Source organism: Paenibacillus sp. JT22N1 (assembly GCF_059692155.1).
Genome location: NZ_JCAUAW010000011.1, coordinates 281178 through 304256, shown reverse-complemented (window position 1 = coordinate 304256; position 23079 = coordinate 281178). Strand labels below are relative to the sequence as shown.

Sequence of the window (23079 nt, the reverse complement as noted above, 5' to 3'; positions counted from 1 at the left end):
ATCAGACTCTCATTTTAACACATATTGGAAGTATCCTGCCCTTTAGTTGAATAGCAAAAAAAGGACCCACAGCAACGGGCTGAGGGTCTAAGTTTTATATTTTAAAGGGGGTCGACTTTTATAATAAGCTTGATTAATTAATGCCACATGAAAATAAGATTTCAATTATGTTACATTTACTTAACTCTTGTTCTCCTTTAGTTTAACAAGTATGAATGTATCTTAGTCTGGGCAGCGAGCAATGAAGACGAATTCTAGTCCAGGGCGATCTGGTGCATCTCTAATATCCTCGACAGGCAAATTAGCGGCGAATAAGGAGTCAACAATCTCGGATTTACTCCGAAACCTCAAGGTCGAATCCGAGGTCAGTACCGTCTCGTCCTTCTGAAAAACGAATGTTTGGCGGAATGAAACTAGCGGCAGTTGCACATCGATGAGATCCACCCACTTCTCTACCTTTCCGATTTCAGGTGCTTCAATCACCTGATAGGACTGTTCACGATTCCAAGCCTCCCACGCTTCTTTTGAAGGATCCCGTACCTCGAATACAAGCCGTCCACCCGGTCGAATAACACCACGACATTCACGAAGTGTTGACATCCACTCTTCATCAGTCACAAAGACTTGGGCGACGTTTCCGGTCATCATGACTAGATCCACTTGCTGTCCAGCGAGCATCGCAGCTATTCCCTGAAGCCATCTGACCCGGTCTGCATACGCCTTACGACTTGCGACTTTGAGTGAGGCGGCGGCTGGATCCACGCCAATGACTTCCTTATCAAGTGCAGCAAGTCGACAGGCAAGGATGCCGGTTCCACAACCAATGTCAATCACGGATTGAGCACCGAATTCGTCTGTTATTGCTATATACGGGTCAAGATCTGGACGTTCTGCCGAATCAAACAAATCGTAAACATCTGCAAGTTTCGACTCTTCAAATATCCTGTCAGCCATGTCTATGTTTCCTCCTTGATACCTCTTTTTTTATCCCTTACTTCATTACCGAAGAAATTAATTTTTTTCATGATCATCACTCGCTCTCAAACAGAATAAGTAAATGATAAATGACTGGAAAAATGTAGGTTAAGTGAATTGTTGACTATATTTAAACATTCTGCCTGTTACTTGAATAAGAAAGAGGAGCCCCGTCAAGCTCCTCCACTATCGTTTCCCGTTAGCACAATGATAAAAGTCAAAAAAGCTGGATTAATACCAAACTAGATTTATTCAAAAGGTTTTATGTTTAGTCGCCTTTCCAGAATAGCCACCTTGTTCAATTGATGAACTCTTTTTATTCCAAAAGTAGTAATACGTAACGTCAGGTTCGTCTTTAAACATAACAGCTGTCTCATAAGTTTGGGATTTCATCCATGAGTAACTTATTCCAATAGATAAAATATCTTCTTTTTTATAACCATCTTGTTGTAATTTCCAAATGGTATCTGAAATCATGTTTTGCCTACTTATAATATCCCCAGTACGATATTTTTCGAAAGTTAGGTAACCAGATGAGTACAGTAAAAATAAAAAAAGAACAATGAACAAGATTTTGATTCCTTTTCTGACCACTGATTAACACCTCCGTTATTTCTCTGTTTTACTGCTGTTAATTTATTGGTTATTAGTTTAATCTAATACATATAATTTCGCTAAGATAGTTCTATTTTTTAATAGTACCCATTGCTTTCCTATATTTATTGAATAATGCTGCCCGTTAGCTGAAAAGGCCGCCGTTCTTGCCGGCAGCCTGGTGTCATAATACTAACGTACCCGTTAGCCGTTCATGCAGCGCAAGACCAGCGCTGCACCACAGAGGATGAAAATGGATAAAATCCGTCAATACTTCTACTACGGCTGGGTGAGGAAGGTCGATCAACTATGGTGCGTTAGAGCCCATCCGTTAGTCTGACTCCACCGACCACGGTGCATCACAGAATGTCGCTCCTTCGGGAAGCACTCATGGTAGATTAATCCTATTTTGGTTGTTGCACCAGCCCCCAATATAGGATTTTGACCTGATCAAGCACTGGGAGCGTGATGCGGCTTTCAACGTTAACGAACGGTTTATGGCCGCGCAAAAGCTGAAATGGCAGCCTTCAATATTGAAGTATAGTTATCTGTACCTTAATAAACAAAGCAGGTCGCCACGACGCCTGCTTTGTTTGTCTGTCTCTACGCAGCTAACGTTTCTACGTTAGTTCAACACTGCTACCTGAAAAATTAATTATGGTTGTTCGGCAAACCGGACGTAATACTATTTCACGATTAAGTCCTTTACAAAATCGGAGCATTCTTTCAACAAGTTGATTAGTATGTTTCATTTTATTCAGGAGGTAAAAACCTCATAAACCAAGTGTCAAAATCAATTTTTATCACCTCCGCACCTCTCTCAGCAGTTAGATTAACGTATTTATTCACCTTATATCCCAACCCATAGTATTCTGCTGAACCACCATCTTTGTACATTACTGTGGGCACTGCGGAAGGAGACCGAACCGATGGTCAAGCCGTTTGATGTGGAGTCGTGGGGGGGGGGAGCTGCCGGATAGCAAAATATTCCCGGTCGATGTATCGCTTGCGCTAATCGAGCAGTTGAACCTACGTTTGGTGTTCCTGCTTCGCTCGACCCCTGAGGCCGATTTCTCCCGCACCTACCGGCACCCGGAGAACGGCATTTGGACGCTGGACGCGGCCCTCTCATTTTTTCGTGGCACAATCTTCACCATATCGCGCAAATCACGAAGCTTCGTGAGCGGCAGAACTGGTAGTAGGATATCAGAAGCGGATGAAGTGACTCGGTTGGTTCCTTCCTGTTCTTCGAGAAATTTCTTGTGAATCTATTTACCTTTCTTCGATATTAAACTATGAACGATCATCCCGATTACGACACAAAAAATACCTGTCCAAGACAGACTAGAAGGAAATGCCACATCGAGCAGCACTAATTCACCGATAACTGTAAAAATGATTTCTCCGGCTTGAGTCGCTTCTACAGCAGCCAGTTGATGTGCGGATCTTTTTACCATTTCTGTTGCTTTGAAAAAAAGAACGGTTGCAATGACTCCTGAACAAACGGCTACAAGAGCAGATTGGCCGATTTGCCCTGTGCTCGGTACGCCAGCATGAACCAAAGCATAGAGAGAAAGCAATATCCATAACGGAAGGCTGGCCAGTGTCATGCCAAGAATACGCTGGTAGGTATCCAGCCGTTCTCCGCAAACCTCCATCATCTTACGATTGCCAAGCGGATAAGCAAAAGCTGCTAGAAGAACAGGCACCACGCCTAAAAGCGCGTCTTTTATGGAAAAATGGCCGCCATGATCCGCCTGTATAACAATTACCCCCAATAAGATGATGAGAGAAATCAACAGACCTTTTAACGGGGGTTTTTCCTTAGCCCGTATAGGCCCGCTCTTTGTTACTATTACCTTGCTGAATAATGGAGCTAGCAATGAACCCGCAATAATGGTTACCTGCCATGTAGCCGCAATCAACCACCCAGGTCCGTAGGCAGCGGAAAAACACAGTGGTACATAAAATATTCCGAATCCTACCATGCTCCAGCCCATCCATATCCCTAACTGCTTTCTCATATCAAAAAGCAAGGCCCGGAGATTCCCCCTATCCCAGACAATCAACAATAGGATAGGAAACATGAACAGAAAACGAAGCGAAGCGCTCCATACCCAATATCCGCCGGACAGCTCCATAGACCGGTTCATGATGAAAGAAAATGAGAAAAAAAAGGATGCCATAATGCCGTAAAGCATCGGAAGAAATGATTTCATCCTGCCAGATAAGCTTCTTTTACTTGATCGTTGACAAGCAATTTTTTTGCGTCATCCTCCAGAATAATTTCACCGGTCTGTATGACATAACCGCGATGGGCGATTTGCAGCGCTTGGTATGCGTTTTGTTCTACGAGCAGAATCGTCATCCCTGTTTGGTTCATCTCCTGAATAATTTCAAAGATTTGATCCACGATGACGGGAGCCAAACCCATCGATGGTTCGTCGAGCAGCAATAGCTTAGGTTTCATCATGAGCGCACGGGCTATGGCAAGCATTTGTTGTTCGCCGCCACTCATGGTGCCGCCTGCTTGGTGCAAGCGTTCTCTCAAACGTGGAAAGTAATCGAATGACTGTTCCATACGCTCTTTTATCACTTTTTTATCTTTAACTGAAAATGCGCCCATCTCCAAATTCTCCTTAACAGTTAGCCTTGGGAATATGCGCCGGCCCTCCGGGACATGAGCAATGCCTTCCATCGCCGTTTGATGAGGTGGCCAAGCCGAAATATCACGCTTATCAAATAAAATGGATCCTTTCGTTTTCACCTGACCGCAAATGGATTTAAGTGCTGTGGATTTTCCCGCTCCGTTGCAACCGATCAACGTGACTATTTCCCCTTCATTCACATGAAGTGAGATTCCCTTTAATGCTTGAATACCTCCATAGTAAGCCTGGACCTCTTGAAGCTGCAGTAAGCTCATGATTTCACCTCTTGACCTAGGGCACTTTTACCTAAATAGGCTTCGATCACACGCGGATTCGAACGAATCTCATATGGGGATCCTTCAGCTATCTTTTCACCGTGATCCAGAACTAGAATGCGATCAGAAATCTCCATGACGAGTTTCATATCGTGCTCAATCAATATGATCGATACGTCCAGCTCCTGTTGAATGCTTCGAATAAGCTCGGTTAGTTCTTTTGTTTCACGCGGATTCATTCCTGCGGCGGGTTCATCCAGCAGTAGTACTTTTGGTTTAACCGCTAGCGCTCTCGCGATTTCAAGCCGCCTTTGCGCTCCGTAAGAAAGACTGTTTGCATTTTCATTGAGATGAGGCTCGAGACCAACATATTGCAATAGTCGGTATGCTTCATCCATCGCATTTTGTTCCTCAAGTCGAATCTTAGTAAGTCCTAGTAAAGTGCTAAATATTCCGCCTTTTAAATGAATATGCATGCCGACCATCACATTTTCAAGAACCGTCATATTTCCAAACAGTCTAATATTTTGAAAGGTCCGGGCTATGCCCTTTTCTGTAATTCGATCCGGCTTAACCTTCACAATCGATTTACCTTCCAATTCGATTTCACCTTCATCAGGCGCATAAATACCGGTGATTATATTGAAAAAAGTCGTTTTCCCGGCACCATTCGGACCGATAACAGCGGAAATTTCACCTTTTTGAAACTCGAATTGAACACCGTTAACGGCAACCAATCCGCCAAAACGTTTGACCAAATTATTGACACGCAAAACGGTCATTGGGCGATCCCTCCACTATGAGGATTTGCTTGCTGCACGGAAGCTGATGATATTCGGTCTTGAATCAATTTTTCGTTCACTCTGCGATTTTTCACAGAAATCAATCCATTTGGCCGAAAGACAGCAAAGAGGATTAGAATCGCTCCAAAAATAAACCGCTGCATCTTGGATGGCGATAAGGCAAAGGGAATGTGGACAACGCCTTGCAGTGTTAATTGATTTAACCAATTGGTGAATTCCGTAAGCACCTGCAGATTGAGAATCGTAATGAGTGCAGCTCCAAGTATAACGCCGGGAACACTCCCCATTCCTCCTAATACAACCATGACCAAAATCGTAATGGACTCAAGCAATGTAAAGCTGGACGGATCAATAAACGTTTGTTTGGCTGCAAAGACGACTCCCATCATCCCGGAGAAGGAAGCTCCCACAGCGAATGCTGTCAACTTCGTACGAATTAACGGAACCCCCATGGATTGTGCGGCAATTTCATTCTCCCGAACTGCCTTCCAGGAACGACCCATTCGAGAATGTTCAAATCTCTTTACTCCGAAAATCACAAAAGCCAAGATCGCTATCACAATGAAATAAAATTGATGAGGATGCGTAAATTCAAATCCGAACAGATTTGGAGGCTTGATCGACGATATGCCCTTAGCGCCGTTCGTAATGTTAACTGGCTTCTCCAGGTTGTTGAAGATGATGCGGATCATTTCCCCGAAGCCCAATGTCACGATAGCGAGATAATCTCCTTTCACCCTAAGGACGGGCAGGCCGAGAATGACTCCGACCAGTGCAGCCATAAAGCCGCCTACAAAAATAAACAGCCAAAACGCAGAGCCCGAAATAGGAAACAAATCACCTGGAATGAAGTGATTCGCCTGAGCCGTAGAGAAGATGCCATACGTATAAGCTCCAATCGCGAAAAAAGCGACAAAACCCAAATCCAGAAGCCCTGCAAAACCGACCACGATATTCAGCCCGAGCGCCATCGCGATATAAATCCCGCTCTGCGTTGCAACTTCCATATAAGATTCATAGGCGGGACCTCCCGATGAAGCAAACGGAATAACTAGAATTAGCATGACTCCGCCGATAATCCATTTGACTTTATTTGAAAATGAAGTGTAGTAAAGCAAAAGCAAGGATGCCAGCAATAATAAAAAGGCAATGACCGATTTAGCCGTCATATATACACTTAGTGCTGTAACAGAGACGAGAAGGACAAGTATCAGTGCTTGCATTTTCGAGTCTTGCGCTAATGCCTGCTTTATTTTATCCATAATGGGTCACCTACACTTTCTCTTTGACAGCTTTGCCAAACAGACCTTCGGGTTTGAATATCAATACGATGATTAAAATCATAAACGCAAACACATCTTTATACTCCGAACCGAAGCTGCCGTTCGTCAGTAAGCCAAGATTAGAAGAGGCGAACATCTCTAATATCCCAATGACCAGTCCACCAAACATGGCACCCCGAATGTTTCCTATACCTCCAAGCACAGCTGCCGTGAAGGCTTTCAACCCTAATATATAGCCGATAAATGGATCGATCGTACCGTACTGCTGCGCAAACAAAACCCCTGTAGCCCCGCCTAAAGCTGAACCGATGAAAAAGGTCAGAATAATGATTTTATTCACATTAATTGACATCAATGAAGCCGTTTCACGATCTTGCGCTACCGCCCGCATGGCCACTCCCCATTTGGTACGATTGATAAAAAAATCAAGGGAGATCATCAACAATACAGCCACTACGATAATGATGATCGTATTGGTTTTCAAAGAAGCATCTCCGAGCCATGATCCAAGAGAAGAAGTGCCGATGGTCACATTTTTATCGAACAACGTAATACCGCTTATGATGTAGTTTCCTGTTCTCAATTCGGAAATAAAGCGAACGAGATCTTGAACCACGAAGGAAACACCAATCGCGGAGATAAGTGAAATCAGCTTGGGCGCTTTTCGGAGAGGCTTATAAGCAATTCGTTCAATTCCCACCCCCAACAATCCCGTAAAAAGCATGGCGATAGCGAGGATTAGAACGTATGCAACCCATCCCGGCATACCACTAAGCCACCCTGTAGATTGAAAAAGGAACAATAGCCCTGTCCCGACGAATGCCCCAGTCATAAAAATCTCGCCGTGTGCAAAATTGATCAATTCGAGAATACCGTATACCATGGTATATCCTAAGGCAACGACCGCATAAATAGCTCCTAAAGCAAGCCCGTCGATCAATACTTGGGGGAGTGAGTGCAGGATGTTTAGGATCATGAAGCTTCTCCTTTCGCAGGTGAATAAACCGTAAAGAGGTATATCCATAAAGCACATACCTCTTTACTTTAAGTTGAATGATGTTGAAATTAGGTTTACTTCCCTACTTCAGAAATCATGGTACCCGGATATTTCGGACCTTCAAATTTGTAGATAAATACTTTTGCGTATGTATTGTCGCCTTTGCCATCAAAGGAAACTTTCGTGGCAACACCTTGGAAGTCTTTGGTGGCGCGCACCGCATCACGAACTTTTTCGCGGACAGGTACTTTTCCACCGTCTGCGCTGCTCGCAGTTTTAATGCCATTTAGAATAATGGTCATACAGTCATATGCGTAAGCCGAGTAACCGTCAGGAGCTTTACCAAATTTAGATTTATACTGATCGGCCCACTTCATGCCATCCGGCGTTTTTGTAATATCAGTTGAGATGGAAGCGTACAAGGCGTCTTTTACTTTATCACCGGCTACATCAACCAGACCTTGCGTGTCCCACCCGTCTGCACCCATGAAAGGAGCCGTAATTCCTTTGTCGCGTGCTTGTTTGATAAGCAGTCCGCCTTCGGCATATAATCCTCCGAAGAAGACAAAGTCCGGTTTCTTGCTAAGCGCAATGTTAAGCACCCCGTTGAAATCCTTCTCACCTATTGTAATCCCCTCATAACCGACAATGGTTGCCCCTTGCTTCGTGGCCGCGTCTTTAAACGCTTCTGCCAAGCCTTGACCGTAGGCTGTTTTGTCTTGAATGACGAAAATATTTTTGGCTTTCACTGTTTTAAACGCATAATCAGCAGCCGCAGGACCTTGGAAATCATCCCTTGCAACGATTCGGTTCACGACCTTCAGATTACGGTCGGTTACCTCCGTTGCCGTATTGGACGGCGAAACCATGACAATATTGTTCTTCTCGTAAACGACTGAGGAAGGTATAGCTACGCCTGAGTTCATATGTCCGACGATTCCGAGAATCGATTGATCAGCACTGATGATCTCGGCATTGGCAACGCCTTTCTTTGGATCTGCTTGGTCGTCATAAGGGACCAGTTGCAGTTCAAAACCCAGCTTGTCAAATTCCACTTTATGGTCATCCAAAGACATCTGAGCACCTAGCTTAATAGCTTCACCTTGAACGGAGCTGCCTCCTGACAAAGGGGACTGGGTCGCAATCTTGATAACGCTCTTAGTGACTGCGCTGCTAGGTTTAGTCGTTTCTGTAGTTGAATTTGTACTTGTACTTGTGCTTGTTCCGCACCCTGCCAACAAACCCATGGCAAGTGCTGATACTGAGATCATAAGAGCCATTTTCTTCAAAATCATGAAACAACCTCCTCAGATAGTTTGGTACGCAAAAATACCGATATTGCAGCATTCAGAACTTCGGATCAGAGACGAAATTCATACAAAACTACTCAATCGGCATTTTCAATAACATGAACCTTACATAATTATAATAATGAAATCGGAAATTTATGTCAATATACCTAACACAAATTAGATATATTCTATGAATCCATTCTTTTTATGTTATATTTAATAACATATTAAGTGATGTTTTTATTAGTTACATACATGTTCATCCTTATTATTCCAAAATTAAGAATCAAAAGATTTCTCAACGGAGATCCATAATTGCTTGGGCCATTTAGACATAACTTCAATATATTTAGGTTCTATTCTATCGGCCAACCATTGATTGCTCTCGTTCATTATGATGCCCTCGCGGGGGGGGATAAAATCTGTCAATACTTCTACTATGGCTGGGAGAAGAAGGTCTATAAACTATGGTGCCATTAGAGCCCAACCGTTAGTCTGACTCCAACCGCCACGGTGCATCACAGACTGTCGCACCCAATATGGGTAGCACTTATGGGAGATTAATCCTTTTTGACTGGTTGCACCAGCCTTACCTTTGTTTTTCGAAGAAAGTCGCTTTACTACCACCCAACTCCATTATGATCAAGCAGAGGCTCAGCCTTTTTAAAAAAAAGTGTTTTCCTGGGTCTTGGGGAAGCGAACACCTTGTTGGCTAAGGGAAAAACGAATGAGGCGATTCTATCTCTTCAGAAGTCACTAGAAACTCAACAAAATGCTATCCAAAAAACAGAACAGGCTTCCGGTTTGTCGACAACCGAAAAGTCTGCACTCGCTGCATCTGCGACACCATCGGTAGATACGGAAGCAAAGACTACAACAACAGAGCAAACTGAAACCAAAGATGTCAACGATACTGAAAAGGAAGTAAAACACCCTGAGCAGGTACTGAAGGTAAAAACAAAAACCGATTTGCAGCACAACATTCTAGCGTTGGCTTCAGCATTGGAAAAAGCGGGAAATCCAAAAGCCCAATCAGCTCTAATGAAAAATATAGAAAAATCGTTTGACCACTTAGATAAAAAGCTGTCTAAAATCGAAAAGAAAACGCGACAGGGGCAGACAAATGAGGATGTAACAGATAAAGCAGAGCAGCAACCAGTTGCTTCGATTGTTCCATCAGCAGTTCCGTCATCGGGTCCAACACCAGTAATATCACAAGCTAGAAACGAGTCTGTCCCTATCCAAGAAAAACAAGACGACTCCGTAGAGGAAAAAGCAGATCATACGAAAAAGAGTAAAGACAACAAGGAAAAGAATAGATCCGAACAAGAAAAAGAAAAAAAGAACAATAGTCAACATGGCGGCAGCGAGAAAGAGAACGGTAAAGGAAACGATAAAAATAAGGGAAATAAACAAGAATAATAACTGCTACCTACTCTTCGCGAATCAAATGCAAAAAAGAGCGTATAACTTATCCAAGTTATACGCTCTTTTTACTTTTATGTAAATTATATTTGTGGTTGCTTTGAACAAATAGACTGAATTACAAATAAGTTTTGAAGTACTACTTACAAGCCAATTGCTCACAGTTTCTTTTCAACTATCGTTTTCGTTAGCGGAATGATTTACTAGCCATTCTTATGTAATAGATGTTCCGCTATTTCTTGAACCCTTTTTATAGATATGCCATTTCTTTGTTCAACCGAAAGTGGATGTTCATTTGGTTCTAATTCTATATATGGTGACACAAATTTCCCCTACATTTAATTGTCTGGAATAATCCTCTTTCGGCTGCGCCCTACAAACAAAGCACGCATCTATTAAACAAGAACTTGATCCGATAATAAATAAAGCCCGCAATTCAAGCAGACTTCATTCGGCTAATATTCTTGTCATATGACATCAAACGGCCTGTCACGTTTCCGAATAATGACCGTGACAACAACTTTATTCCACTAACCCAAAGAAGCCGCGATTTATGCGGCACTAGATGAGATAAAGTTCTTGTCAACCGAAACATGGCTGTAACAAATGACAGGGATCTGAAAGCACTCATGTTTATGGTCGCCGGATAGACAAGTGTTGGTTTTGGACACCTAACGATCAAAATTCCTGCTACTCATCGCTTTATCGCTTTAATGAACTTAAACTTTATGCTGTGGTAAAACGAAAGAGCTCCTGCATCTAGCGGAACTCTTTCGTTTTATTGAAATTATAAGTCCTTATTACCGTCTATAAACTTAAGATTGAAGCGAAACTTATCGATGCTCCAGCCGGAATCCGATTTCATCAAGTGAATATTATAGGTCCCCACAAATGTCCTCACATTTTGACCTGTAGGGTTCGGATAATAATGACTGGCAGTTCCATAGCAAAATACGTCAGCTACGTTCCCCAAGATGTCCACTAAATAGTTGCCGACCTGATGATGGATCGCTTGAAGTTTCCTCAAGCCTTCCTTCCAGCCCGCTGCTATTTGTTTGCCGCTTAGAACCGACGGCTCTCCGGCTCCCATGGAACTCATATCGAGCAAAACCTCTGGCGCCAAGCAACGCCGGACCCCTTCCCAGTTCCGCTCATCCGTGAAAATAAACAATTCATTAACGGTTCTGATGATCTCTTCCTGCTGCGTCATCCGTCAATCACTCCTTCATATTTCATTTTTATATTGAAGGATTCCTCTTCTCTTTCCTAATCCAAAGCGTAGCAGGCAAGAAGTACAGGACAATGAGAAAAGCAAAACCGACAACACTTACCCAAGCATTCAAACAAAGCCAACAAAGTTATAAGTAAATATATAAAGGGTCCCCGGGTAAAATGCTTTTCATATTGAATAAATCGTCCATGTCGCAGCCTTCATGTAACATCGCAAATATCGCATCGACGTAAGTGACCATTCGTTCCGATGAATAAATGCCATGCTCCCCTTTAATCCAAGCCCCCGTTTCTTCGAACAGGTATATTTTACCACATAAAGAAGGCTTAGGTCAGTTGCTTTCATTCATCTGCCTATTAAATTTTATTCGGCAACGGAATCATAGGAATTATGGGGGACATTCCCGATAAATGACAAGAACTTGATCCCATTCCGCGTTTCATACCCGGATCCCAGTGTTTGCTAAAAGGCCTCTGGCGGATTTAACCCCGCAGAGGCCCTTTTTATATGATGAGTTTGGTTTGTTCAATGGAGATAAGACTAAACAGATCCTGATTATCCTGGTTAGATATTTGTTCGATTCCATCCCCCACCCATCATGATCCTTAATTTACCCCAGAGAAAGAGGACAATTTAACCACGAATATTCAAAGATATCCACCTAATTGAATACGCAGGGCTTACGACAGTTTGATGATTTGGCCGCCGTCTATGACCATGCAGTGTCCCGTCATGTAACGGGACTCGTCGCTCGCCATGAACAGTGCCGCATCTGCGATATCTTCCGGCCGGCCGACCTTTTGCATAGGAATCGTCTTTACGTATTTCCCAATCGCCTGCGGATTGTCAATTAGCGGCTTCGTCAGCCTCGTTTCGATAAAGCCGGGGCACAGCGAATTGACGCGGATGCCGTGTTCGGCCAGCTCCAGCGCCATCGACATCATAAGTAGATTCAAACCGCCCTTCGACGCATTGTAATGGGATTGATCGGACTCAGCAGCCAATCCGTTCACACTGGACATCTGAATAATCGAACCACCGGTTCCTTGACGCACCATCTCCCTCGCCGCACGTTGAGATACGAGGAATGCGCCTTTCAGGTTCACGTTCATGTGCCGGTCCCAATCTTCCTCCATGATCTCGAGAAAAGGGGATGGCCTGCAAATGCCTGCGTTATTCACAACAATATCGAGCTTGCCCCATTGAGCGGCCACTTTATCGATCATGGCGTCAACCTGGGATTTGCTTTGAACGTCCGTGACGGCCCCTAACACCTCCGCACCTTCAGCGCGAAGCAATGCGCTTATTTCCTCCAGTCCCTCTGGTTCATTGTCCGCGATCGCCACCTTCGCGCCTTCCCGGGCAAAACGCAGGGAGATGGCACGGCCGATGCCGTGTGATCCCCCTGTAATTAATGTTACTTTATCTTTGAGGCGCATGTCTTGACTCCCCCCTTAACCGAGACGGCCTAAAGCCCGATCCGCGGCAAGCAGCGTTTCTTCGATATCCGGCAGGCTGTGAGCCGTCGAAATGTACCACAGGCCGTTCGGCCGGAGCAGTACGCCCTCGCTGAGCATGAGTTCAGCAAACCAGGCATACTTGCCTGCATCTCTTTTATTGAATGTATCAAAATCCGTAACCTCCGGCTCATTGATGAACATGATATGGAAGACCGGACCGAGTTGGTTGACCACGCCTGGAATACCATGCTTGCTCAGAAGCCCACGAATACCAGTGGATAAGGTAACAACCAGCTCTTCCATTCGCTTGTAGGAGGCCCCCTCATTTTTTGCCAGCTCTCGGATCGTAGTCAGCGCAGCGGTAGTGGCCACACCGTTCCCGTTCAAGGTTCCCAGATGACTGACCACCGAAGTATCGATATATTTCATAAGCTCCGTCGTGCCGGCAACGGCGCTGATGGCAATCCCGCCGCCCATCGCTTTGCCGATTGTGACCAGATCCGGCTTGAGGCCGAACCGTTCATGCGCGCCGCCGAGACTTAACCTGAAGCCCGTAATGACTTCATCCAAAATAAAGACAATTCCCAGCTCCTTCGTTAACCGGCGGATCAGCTCCAGATAACCGGGCTTTGGTTGTAGACAGCCCGAATTGCACATAACCGGCTCCGAAATAACGGCAGCAATCTCGGAGGCCCGGGTCCTTAGCGTCGATTCCAGCGTCGCTGGATCGTTCCATGGGAGCAGGATAATATCGTCCAGACTGTTATCGCTTTGCCCCTTCGTGCCCGGAAGTACCGCAGAAGTCTCTCCATCGGCGGCCGGCCCGCTTAATCCCGCTCCGGGAAAAGAGGTAAAGATCGAATCGGACCAGCCATGATAATGCCCATGGAAACGGACGATCTTACCTTTACCCGTATGGGCACGTGCAAGACGTAACGCTAGCATGACCGCTTCGGTGCCCGAGCCGCTGAATGCGACCTTATCCGCGCAGGGAAGCACTTCCACCAGCAGGTCAGCAAGCTCGATCTCGCCTTCGTGCTGCAGTCCGTACGTGTACCCTTTGCGCATCGAGGCTAAGATCGAATCCGTTAATCCGTCATGAGCATGCCCGAGAATCAACGGTCCGTAAGCAAGTAAATAGTCGATGTAGGTATTACCGTCTATGTCCTGCAGGCGGGTGCCTTTGGCAGATTCGGTATACAACGGAACGGGTTTCATCGAAGCGCGAAGCGAGCTGGCGACTCCCCCGGCAAGATGCCGCTGCGCTTGCTCATATTTGGCTTTGGAACGTTCGATTGTTAACATATGAGATTTACCTCCCTAACAGGATATGGATGAATCCAATGGAAAGATAGGACGTTTGATTTGTTTATATGGAAAATGGGACAGGTTGGAGCTGCAGCAGCCCGGCGTATCGACAGGTAAGACAGCCTTGCAAATGGACCCGAATGCCGTCTTCCAGGCTACAGCCGATTTGACAACAATCACATGATAATCCTCTGCTTGAAGACCCACTGAACTGACATGCCCCGGATCCCAAGGGGCGGTTCGCTTCTCAGTTACAATGACGGTAAGCAAACCGGCTTCGATCACCGCCGTTTTCCCCATATCCGCCCACTGGCCGGTCATATAAGGACCGATATGCGTATATTTGCCGTCGAACAGTGTCCGGACGATCCCCTGTATCCGAACGGGCTCACCGTGCAGGCGGTCGCTTCTTCCTCCGATACTGCCGTCGTAAAAGGCTCCAACCCCGAGGTTGTGCGCTTCTGCAGCAGCCTCTTCGTCAAGAATGACGATAAGCGTTTTTTTCGGGGGGGCGGTCAGAAGAGCCAGCGTATGGGTGGCATCTGCAGGCGCTCCGCCTCCGACATTATCCGAACCTTCCACCAGGATGACGGGGCCTTCCGCGATCTCCATCGCTTTGGCCACCGCTTCCTCCACCGGCAAATCCGCATAGGCGAACAGTTCCCTGCGTTCCCAAGCCATCTGCTTTAGCTCCTCGACATAGCGTTCCGCCAATTCCAGATCATTATCGGTCGTCACCACGAAGGATACACCCGCGTCCGGCACATCGCTGTAGGGGAATCCCCCTGCCACCGTAACATTCAATACCTGCGGTTCAAGCTCCATGGCAAATGCCCGGTCCATCCATTCCTTCATCGGACCTTCCTCATGAGTCAGCATCATCTGTGGAACAACCAACATGCCAGGCTTTGCCAGCGCAAGCGTAGGTACGATTTCACCGCGGATCGTCCGGATCAGAAGTCTGGCCGCTTCAACCGCCCTCTCATACGCATCGATATGCGGATACGTATCGAAGCCCACGAGAATATTGGCGATGCGTGCCATTTCTGGACTTATGTTCGCGTGCAGATCCAGCGTCGCCACAATCGGTTTAGATGGACCGAGCCGGTCTCGCACCCGCTGCAACAGCTCGCCTTCCACATCGGGAAGACCCTCAGCTGCCATAGCTCCATGCAGTATAACCAGCACACCGTCCGATGTCGTGTCCAACGAACCGGCGACCGCGCCGATCAGGCGATCTGCCGCTTTCGCTGCGATCATCCCGCTCGGTGTGGCTCCGGCATACAATCCGCAGGCCAGCTCTATATCCTCACCGCAAATAGCATCGATTGCGCCTCCCATCGAAGTGCGCGTGTCGCTGTATCGGCTCAGAAATGCTTCATTGCCGAGCGCCCATTCGGTGCTGAACGCCTCCAATCCCGTCCTGCCCGGGGCAAATGTATTCGTTTCATGGAACATACCGATTACTGCAATCTTCATCTGATTCATCCTTTCCCAGGAAGCAGTCCGCACCAGTCAATGAGAATTTCCGCATACCAGCGGATCAAGCGATCGTAAGAATCGAGTTCGAGGTATTCGTCTGCAGCATGGGCATTCGCCCCACTCGGACCTAATATTAATGCGGGCGTACTGCTGTATAGATTAAACATAAAGCCGTCACATGCGAACGGAGAACCCTGAGGCGGACCGACGGGAGCTTCAAGCACCGCTTCGCCGGTTCTGGCGGCAATCCGCATGAAGCTGTCTGTGCTGTCATCCCTGCGCATTTCACTGCCGCTTAAGTATCGAATCAGAGGCTTAATCTGCGGACGGCATTTGACAAGCGTCGGATAATGAACCGATTGGGCTTCATAATAATCCCATAATTCATCCAATATGTCCTCTCCGGTCACTCCGGGATAACCTTCGATCCAAAAATTAAGCTCGCCGCTCGCGGGAAGCTTCTCCTGCAGCTCGCGGCTTGCATCGCCGGAGTAAATGCTAAGCAGCGTTACCTCTGGCTCCCGGCCGCCCTCCCATAAGGGATGCGGTGTCATCCTGCCGAAACGGTATACGCGGAATGCTTTCAGCATGGCAGCGAACTCTACCGTTGCGTCCAGTGCGCTCACGAGCTCCTCCCCTGAGAAGCCGATCCCGCTTATTCCTTCGAAAGACGCTTTCCAGATGCCGCCGCCCAAATGTGCCGTATACAGCCGCATATTGGAGGGCTCGGGAATGATCGCCACATCGGCATTCAGGCCCCGCAGTCTGCCGGCGAGTGAACCGTTCGCTCCCCCGTGCTCTTCATCGACCACGCTTTCGATGTGTACCGCCCCCGCAATGGGAACGTTCAGTGAGATCAGGCACTTCACCGCCATCATGGCGGCTGCCATGCCGCCCTTCATGTCATATGCGCCACGGCCGTACAGATAGCCGTCATGCACTTCACCGCCAAAAGGCGGGTATGTCCACCGCTCATTACCCGGATACACCGTATCCGCATGCCCGGAAAATAGAAGCGATCTGCCGGTACCGCCAAAAAAGCTCCCCGCTACATTGGGACGGTTCCTATACACCCTGCTGTCCATATAAGCGTGATGATCCTTTAAGTCGGGCACATCCGTAAGCTGGTACATATCTACCTCAGCCCCTGCTTCTTGTAACCACTGGGCCAGAAACCGCTGATATTCCGCTTCATCCCCATCAGGCGGGTGGTTGACGCTTGGTATTTGTACTAGTTTGGCCGCCAGTCCGACAGCCTCCTCCCGATGATCTTCCACCCATCGGCGGATCGCTTGCGACAACCGATCGCGTTCCATCCCGCATACCCTCCTTAGCTATCCTGTTATTCCTGCTTTCTTTTTGCCGGAGCATATGCGATTACATCGATTTCTATTAGATACGCTCCAATATCGACAGGCGCCGTTGTTCTTGCGGGATAAGGCTGCCGGAACACCTCGGCATAGGTCCGGTTATACCCGGGAAAATCTTCCGTTTTGCTGACAAAAGCGTTCGTTTTTACGACATGATCCAGTGTAAGGCCCACCTGCTCCAAGATGATCTCGATATTCCGCAGACACTGCCGGGTCTGATCTTCGATCGTAGGACCGACAACTTCACACGTAACGGGGTCCACACCAACCTGCCCGGAAACATAAACGAAATCTCCAGCGCGGACGGCATGAGAAAATGGCAGCGGAAACTGCGGAGCCTGAGGGACGTTATAAGCTTTAGACAAAGTAATCAACCTCTCTGCAAAATAATTATTGGATGCGGCCGCGAGCGTCGACGGCAATCAGCCTCTCAACCTTCCGATGACGTACGCCATGCAGGGTATCGTGCATATTGGTTACGGTACAGCAATGGTTGGGAATAAATTCGAGCCGGTCTCCGATAGATAACCGTACACCCTCGGGAACTTTGACGATGCCATGCTCTTCGCTAAGGCGTTCGATGTACACCGACGGATCACTTCGGAGAAAGCCGTAACCCGGACGGTGCGGATTCGTATCGCTACTGAACGTTTTGGAACCTGCATCGATAATGACGGTCCCGGATCGAGGCGTACCGACAACGGTCGCCAAGATGCTCATCGCAAGCTCATCCATGGTGATGGAACCGATCTCCAGCTGGGAGATGTCGCCGAATACGTAGGCGCCCGGTCTTGTTTCCGTCGCCCCTGTCTGTTCCGCAATAAACTTGGAGGTCGGTGTCGATCCTACGCTGATTTCGGGAATGTGGATGCCCGATTTCATAAGCAGCTCTTGCGTTCGGACAAGTCCGCCGACCTCGTCAGCGGCCGTTTGCCAGAGCTCGCTCAGGCTCTTCTTGCCGTAAGCATGACCGCCGTGGGTCATCAGCCCGCGTACCTCCACACCAGGCAGCACGGCAAGCTGCCGGATCAAAGCCGCGGTCTCCTCACCTGGCTCGCCGCCGCAGCGATTCAAGCCGGTGTTCACATCGACATACAGGGGAATACGGCGACTCAGCGATTCGCCCACCTGGGATATGCCTGCGGCTACAGCAGCGTGATCCGCCGATACGGTAACCTTAATTCCGCGTTCGATCAAAGCGCGCAGCCTGCCAAGCTTGGCTTCACCAACAAGCGGGAAAGCGATCAGCAGATCTTCAATTCCAGCATCGGTAAGCACTTCAGCTTCGCCAAGCTTGGCGACTGTCAAGCCGCAAGCCCCGTATTCGATCTGCTTGCGTGCGATCCATACGCTTTTGTGTGTTTTGAAATGCGGCCTCAATTTCACTCCGGCATGCTTGGCCAGTTCCGCCATCAGCTTGATATTTCTTTCGAGTACATCCAGATCGATAAGCACTGCCGGCGTTTCCAGCTCCGCTATGTCCAACGGTCGGGTTATGATAACCGCCTCCTTCGCGTTTCAACATAAAAAGCCTGACGAATTACCAGCGTCAGGCAGCTAACTCAAGACATAGAGCTATGCATCCAGCACCTGTCCGTCTAGCACAAGTCTTTCACGGAGCTTGGCGTAGTCGATCTCCTGCACGGCGCAGCCGGCTTCCATAGCGAGCGCCGCCGCCGTTGCCGCAGATTGCCCGAGTATCATGAATACGGGCTCCATGCGAATCGAACCATAGGCAATGTGCGAAGAGGACAGACAGACCGGCACGATCAGATTCGTGCATTCCTCGCCTTTGGGTACAATAGATCGATAGGAAATCGGATATGGACCGATAGGGCTTATTTCCACATTGCCTTCATTGACACACCGTCCGTCCAATACAAGCCTTCGGCAGTTATGAGAATCCATCGTGTAAGTAGCCAGACCGACAGAGTCCTCCGCTACGGTATACTTACGGCAGTGATGTTCGGTCATTACGACTTCGGCAATCATCCGGCGTCCTTCTCTGATATAAAGCTGATGCGGCCAACCGCCCGTCTCTTGGAACTCGTCGGCAGGCAGTCCCCACTGGCGCGCTTCCGCACGGACATAGGCGGGAAGCGATTCATCGTTGGCGAGAAAATACAGCATCCCCAGATTGTAATTCACATGGTCCTGAAATATAGCCTCACGAGCGGCATAACTCCCCTCCGGCCAATTGTAGTTGGCTCCGATATGATCGGTGCTGACCGCTCCTCGGTTATTGAGGTCGGATTTGCCCCTTGGCATAATTTTATTCAGCTGCATAGTATCCCATACACCGGATTGAATGTAGCGCGCTAGCAGTGCGAACCGGTCGGGGTTGTAATTCGGCGGCTCGGGGAAAGCGATCCGGTTGTCGGGAACATTCGTTAAGCATATACGGAAATTGTAAGCCTGAACGCTGCGGTCTCCCTGTCCCTGATAGCCCGGCGCTTCATCGCTGATGCCCGGAAGGAGTCCGCTGTCCGGTTTACCTTCGATCCGGTACGGATCGGTCCAGGCATAGAAATTATGCTTCGGATGCCCGAAGTGGATGCCGTTTAATGTTTCTTTGTAGACCGAGTTCGCTTCCCGGCCCACATGATAGGACACCCCTGCCCGAGCCAGCAAATCTCCCTCGTAGGTTGCGTCAATAAATACGGAGGCTGTGAAGGTATTGCCGTTTTCCATCCGAATAAGGACGATCCTGCCGTTCGCCATGTCGACCGAGTCCAGATGCTGCCGGTAATACACAGGCGTCTGCGCACGTTCCAACCAGTCGTGAAAAGTCGCTTCCGCGATATGCGGCTCAAACGCCCATGCGGCTCCATCCGGCTCATCGCTGCCGTAATGCTTGCCGATGGTCCGATAAAACTCGCGAGAGATTCCGCCGATTGCCTCCTTGTTTCCGACATCGGTGCGGCCGAGCCCGCTTGCCGTCATCCCTCCCAGATGGGTGCCGAACTCGGCAATGACGCAGCGCAGCCCCATCCGGCTTGCTTGAACGGCTGCGGCTATCCCGGCAGGAGTGGCTCCATAAATACATAAATCCGTTTCGATATTGTCCGGGGCTTCTGACGCTACCTGCGGTGCATAATACATTAATTTACTGAAATCAGCCATTTTGTCATATCTCCTTATTCCCTGGACTCTATCTCTATGAAAGGCAACTTGCTTCATTCCTTGACTTGTGCCATACCTTCAATCACCGCTCCATCCTCCGTCTCAATCCGATAAGCGCAAGGATGCTTAGCGGTAACCTCGAACGTTGACGTCTGCAGATCATATTCGACACATGCGGTGCGGTCGACGTTATCCAATCGAATCTTGAACCGCTTCGTATATAAATATCCGCCAACCAGAAACGATCCGTGATCGGGTATATGGATCGGAACAGTATGTGTGCATTCATGAGCAGCCTTGTCATGATCAAACTGCCTTAAGCTTACTTCCGGCAGGCGGTCCCTATGACCTTCACCGCCGACACACGGCCACTCCACATAGGTTAGCAAATCGTCTTTACCCGCCTGTTCCGCAGCCTTCAAGTACATTCGACTATGGCTGACAGGAACGCGCGCATCAAAGGTGCCGTGAGCGATCAACAGAGGCGTTAGCTGATTAGACGCCAGAAACGCGCCGCTTCTGGCTTCATACGGCTCCAACGACTCCCATGGTGGAACCCCGATCCAGACATCCATATCGTCACGGAATTCACCGATGCGATCGCAGGCATACCATTGCGCGTAATCCGCAATTCCATAAAGCGCGGTCGCCGCCGCAAACAGATCAGGAAATTTATTGACGGCAGCAAGCACATTGCCGCCTCCCCCGCTGCCTCCTTCCAGATACGCGACTTCGGGATCGAGCAGATGCTCCGCATACTGCTCTCTTACGAATTGCACCGCATCGTAGATATCGATCAGCTCCAAGCCGTTGCAATCGGCAGCGCCTTCCGAGTAAGCTCTGCCCCGCATATCAACCTGGATGATCAGATATCGTTGATCCGGCACCGGTATATACCGTTCCTGTGGCTTGGGCATACTCATATGCCAGCCGTGCAGCTGCACAAGCAGCCGGGATGGCTGCGCAGGCTTGATGACATTGACAGCAAGCCGCACACCCGGAGAAACGGAGGATTCATAGTATCGAAAATCCTGATACGGCGTGAGAAATTCCAGCTGCAGCTTAGCTGACTCCATACGAATCCGGTCTTCATACTGCTCGAACATGGGGCCTCTCCTCCATTCTACCGTCATACGAACCTAAGCTCATTCGGGTGTTGCAGCTTCAAACCATCTGCCGACGAATCCGATGATATCCCAATTGCCGTCCGCCCTTCCTCTTAAGGTGATGGTATCCCCTGGATTCGCGGATTGAAGTTCTCCCTTGAGGCCAGAGGGCGTTCTGACCGACGAGCCGGACTGAGGCGTCAGCTTAACCGCATAGGGAGACTCAACCGCAACTGTAATCTGCTGCCCCTTCCTTGACAGCGGCAGCGAGTACGCCGAAGCGCCTGATGCACCTGTATTGGTAACAAGATGTCCGTTGGCGCCAGGATCAATCGCTGCTGCGGATGTCAGCGCCAGCTCCGGCTGCGGGTACAGGTCTGCGAACACCCGGTCTGCGGCCGGATCTACATACAGCAGACGCTGTGCTCCCCCTCTAGCCGTACAGTTAATAAATCGGATGTCTCGAATGGCTTCCGAACTGTTTTTCTTCACCGAGAATCCACGCACAATCAAAGGTGTCGGCCGCTCTTCAATTGAAGCGCATTCCACGAATTCAACGTTCCCGATAGCGGTCCTTGGGAACTGCGGCACGGTCGTTACAATGAAAGATGAGCCGTAACCATAGGGATCTTCAGGCGCAGTCACTTGCTCGGTGATCGCTGGAGCACTGTTGCAGCGGAAGAAATAACGCGCTTTGCCTTTGTTCCCTGCAATGGTAATCCGCTTGTTCGAATAAGCCGTATTGGGATTGTAGGAGTTAATGAAATAAATTTCGCTGTAAAACTCATTTTTCTCGATCCAGATATCCTCTACGATATCCGAGCCCGTTGAGGAGCTGTTCGGCTCCAAATCAATCGTGGCCACATACGGAAAGGGGTCCTTGATCACGTTGCCTGTGATCCATACTTTGCGCCCCGATACAACGGCAACCGCGCATCTCCTTGGATTGCTGAGCACGTTGTCCAGAATATGCACATTCTCACTGGCTGCAATATAAACAGAGTCAACACTGGAGCCTATATAGACACAGTCTCCATAGGGAGCATGCAAAACATTGTTATGAACGAATACATTGACGGAATTGGCGATCCTGACCAGATGAGATTGCTCGTCGGCGGTGCCGGTCGTATAACCGCCATCCAGGTGCAGTCCCGTTACATGAAGTCCCCCGCCCTGATAATTATGAATTAGCAGCATGCGTTTCTGCTCGGACCCGTCGGATCCGCTCATACGGATTTCCGGCATGCCGATTCCGATCATGGATGCCGTGAGCGACACGCTGCCGCTCAGCTTATAGAAGGACGACGTCCTAGGAACAATGATCGGCTTACCCGTAGCGGCAGCATCCCGGAAGAAGGTCGTGTCATCCGTAACTCCGTCCCCGACAGCGCCGTAGTCAAGGACATTGACCCAGCCCGGGTCGTTCGCGTTCAACAGAGTTAACCCTTCCTGGCCGTACACATTTTCATTTACAGTGCTTCCTGCCGCCGCCGCTGCTGGCATTCCTATCAGGTTCATTAGAACCCCTCCGGCCGCTGCCGTTAATCCAGCCGCTCCAAGAACGGCAAGCAAATTTCTGCGAGTCATCGTACGGGCTTGGCTGCCCTCTTCTTCCTGAACAGCTTTGTCCAGCTGGTGCTGCGTGTCGATTTCTTGAAGTTTGACATCATGGAGCTCTGAATCCCTCATCATAATCCCTCCTACATC

Annotated in this window: 21 protein-coding genes; 2 read left to right on the top strand and 19 right to left on the bottom strand. The window is 48.4% G+C overall.

Annotation, left to right across the window (positions count from 1 at the left end; translation table 11 throughout):
* Nucleotides 1-222: 222 nt before the first annotated feature.
* From AC58UU_RS22310 to AC58UU_RS22300, 3 genes are all read right to left on the bottom strand, one after another.
* Entirely contained in the window at nucleotides 223-954 is a 732-nt protein-coding gene (locus tag AC58UU_RS22310) for a class I SAM-dependent methyltransferase (protein ID WP_497318940.1), read from the bottom strand.
* Nucleotides 955-1227: 273 nt separating this feature from the next.
* Nucleotides 1228-1569 (bottom strand): DUF3139 domain-containing protein, encoded by a 342-nt coding sequence (locus AC58UU_RS22305; protein WP_497318939.1) that lies wholly within the window; start codon nucleotides 1567-1569, stop codon nucleotides 1228-1230.
* Between the two features lie 184 nt (nucleotides 1570-1753).
* The gene (locus AC58UU_RS22300; RefSeq protein WP_497318938.1) at nucleotides 1754-1876 is read right to left on the bottom strand and encodes a hypothetical protein; all 123 of its coding nucleotides are present in this window, start codon (nucleotides 1874-1876) and stop codon (nucleotides 1754-1756) included.
* 638 nt (nucleotides 1877-2514) lie between these two features.
* Here AC58UU_RS22300 and AC58UU_RS22295 point away from each other — a divergent pair.
* On the top strand, nucleotides 2515-2835 hold the full coding sequence (locus AC58UU_RS22295) for a hypothetical protein (protein ID WP_497318937.1): 321 nt from the start codon (nucleotides 2515-2517) through the stop codon (nucleotides 2833-2835).
* 2 nt (nucleotides 2836-2837) lie between these two features.
* Here AC58UU_RS22295 and AC58UU_RS22290 read toward each other — a convergent pair whose 3' ends face one another.
* The 6 genes from AC58UU_RS22290 to AC58UU_RS22265 all read right to left on the bottom strand — a co-directional run bounded on the left by AC58UU_RS22290 (nucleotide 2838) and on the right by AC58UU_RS22265 (nucleotide 8870).
* Nucleotides 2838-3788 carry a DMT family transporter gene (locus tag AC58UU_RS22290; RefSeq protein ID WP_497318936.1) on the bottom strand — a complete coding sequence of 317 codons (951 nt, stop codon included), beginning with the start codon at nucleotides 3786-3788 and terminating at the stop codon, nucleotides 2838-2840.
* Nucleotides 3785-4492 carry an ABC transporter ATP-binding protein gene (locus tag AC58UU_RS22285; RefSeq protein ID WP_497318935.1) on the bottom strand — a complete coding sequence of 236 codons (708 nt, stop codon included), beginning with the start codon at nucleotides 4490-4492 and terminating at the stop codon, nucleotides 3785-3787. The genes AC58UU_RS22290 and AC58UU_RS22285 overlap by 4 nt, the downstream gene beginning before the upstream one ends.
* A complete protein-coding gene (locus tag AC58UU_RS22280; RefSeq protein WP_497318934.1) occupies nucleotides 4489-5274 on the bottom strand; it encodes an ABC transporter ATP-binding protein in 786 nt (261 codons plus the stop codon). Before AC58UU_RS22280 ends, AC58UU_RS22285 begins: the two co-directional genes overlap by 4 nt.
* A complete protein-coding gene (locus AC58UU_RS22275; protein WP_497318933.1) occupies nucleotides 5271-6557 on the bottom strand; it encodes a branched-chain amino acid ABC transporter permease in 1287 nt (428 codons plus the stop codon). Before AC58UU_RS22275 ends, AC58UU_RS22280 begins: the two co-directional genes overlap by 4 nt.
* A 10-nt stretch (nucleotides 6558-6567) precedes the next feature.
* Complete coding sequence (locus AC58UU_RS22270; protein ID WP_497318932.1) at nucleotides 6568-7554, bottom strand: branched-chain amino acid ABC transporter permease; 987 nt, start codon at nucleotides 7552-7554, stop codon at nucleotides 6568-6570.
* A gap of 95 nt (nucleotides 7555-7649) precedes the next feature.
* Nucleotides 7650-8870, bottom strand: coding sequence for a branched-chain amino acid ABC transporter substrate-binding protein (locus tag AC58UU_RS22265; protein ID WP_497318931.1), 1221 nt, complete (start codon nucleotides 8868-8870; stop codon nucleotides 7650-7652).
* 702 nt (nucleotides 8871-9572) lie between these two features.
* On the opposite strand from AC58UU_RS22265, the gene AC58UU_RS22260 reads away from it, so the two are divergent.
* Nucleotides 9573-10289, top strand: coding sequence for a hypothetical protein (locus AC58UU_RS22260; protein WP_497318930.1), 717 nt, complete (start codon nucleotides 9573-9575; stop codon nucleotides 10287-10289).
* A gap of 790 nt (nucleotides 10290-11079) precedes the next feature.
* Here the strand turns inward: AC58UU_RS22260 and AC58UU_RS22255 are convergent.
* The 10 genes from AC58UU_RS22255 to AC58UU_RS22210 form a co-directional block, all read right to left on the bottom strand.
* Nucleotides 11080-11502, bottom strand: coding sequence for a nuclear transport factor 2 family protein (locus tag AC58UU_RS22255; RefSeq protein WP_497318929.1), 423 nt, complete (start codon nucleotides 11500-11502; stop codon nucleotides 11080-11082).
* 701 nt (nucleotides 11503-12203) lie between these two features.
* Nucleotides 12204-12962, bottom strand: coding sequence for an SDR family NAD(P)-dependent oxidoreductase (locus AC58UU_RS22250; protein ID WP_497318928.1), 759 nt, complete (start codon nucleotides 12960-12962; stop codon nucleotides 12204-12206).
* Nucleotides 12963-12977: 15 nt separating this feature from the next.
* On the bottom strand, nucleotides 12978-14201 hold the full coding sequence (locus AC58UU_RS22245; RefSeq protein ID WP_497318975.1) for an aspartate aminotransferase family protein: 1224 nt from the start codon (nucleotides 14199-14201) through the stop codon (nucleotides 12978-12980).
* A gap of 102 nt (nucleotides 14202-14303) precedes the next feature.
* Entirely contained in the window at nucleotides 14304-15770 is a 1467-nt protein-coding gene (locus AC58UU_RS22240) for a M81 family metallopeptidase (RefSeq protein WP_497318926.1), read from the bottom strand.
* Between the two features lie 5 nt (nucleotides 15771-15775).
* A complete protein-coding gene (locus AC58UU_RS22235) occupies nucleotides 15776-17089 on the bottom strand; it encodes a M20 family metallopeptidase (protein ID WP_497318925.1) in 1314 nt (437 codons plus the stop codon).
* A gap of 26 nt (nucleotides 17090-17115) precedes the next feature.
* On the bottom strand, nucleotides 17116-17508 hold the full coding sequence (locus AC58UU_RS22230) for a RidA family protein (protein ID WP_497318924.1): 393 nt from the start codon (nucleotides 17506-17508) through the stop codon (nucleotides 17116-17118).
* Nucleotides 17509-17533: 25 nt separating this feature from the next.
* Complete coding sequence (locus tag AC58UU_RS22225; protein ID WP_497318974.1) at nucleotides 17534-18556, bottom strand: alanine racemase; 1023 nt, start codon at nucleotides 18554-18556, stop codon at nucleotides 17534-17536.
* A 162-nt stretch (nucleotides 18557-18718) separates the two neighbouring features.
* Nucleotides 18719-20266, bottom strand: a complete 1548-nt coding sequence (locus AC58UU_RS22220; RefSeq protein ID WP_497318922.1) for an FAD-dependent oxidoreductase — start codon at nucleotides 20264-20266, stop codon at nucleotides 18719-18721.
* Between the two features lie 53 nt (nucleotides 20267-20319).
* Entirely contained in the window at nucleotides 20320-21372 is a 1053-nt protein-coding gene (locus AC58UU_RS22215) for an alpha/beta hydrolase family protein (protein WP_497318920.1), read from the bottom strand.
* 39 nt (nucleotides 21373-21411) lie between these two features.
* A complete protein-coding gene (locus AC58UU_RS22210; RefSeq protein WP_497318919.1) occupies nucleotides 21412-23064 on the bottom strand; it encodes a right-handed parallel beta-helix repeat-containing protein in 1653 nt (550 codons plus the stop codon).
* Between the last annotated feature and the right edge of the window lie 15 nt (nucleotides 23065-23079).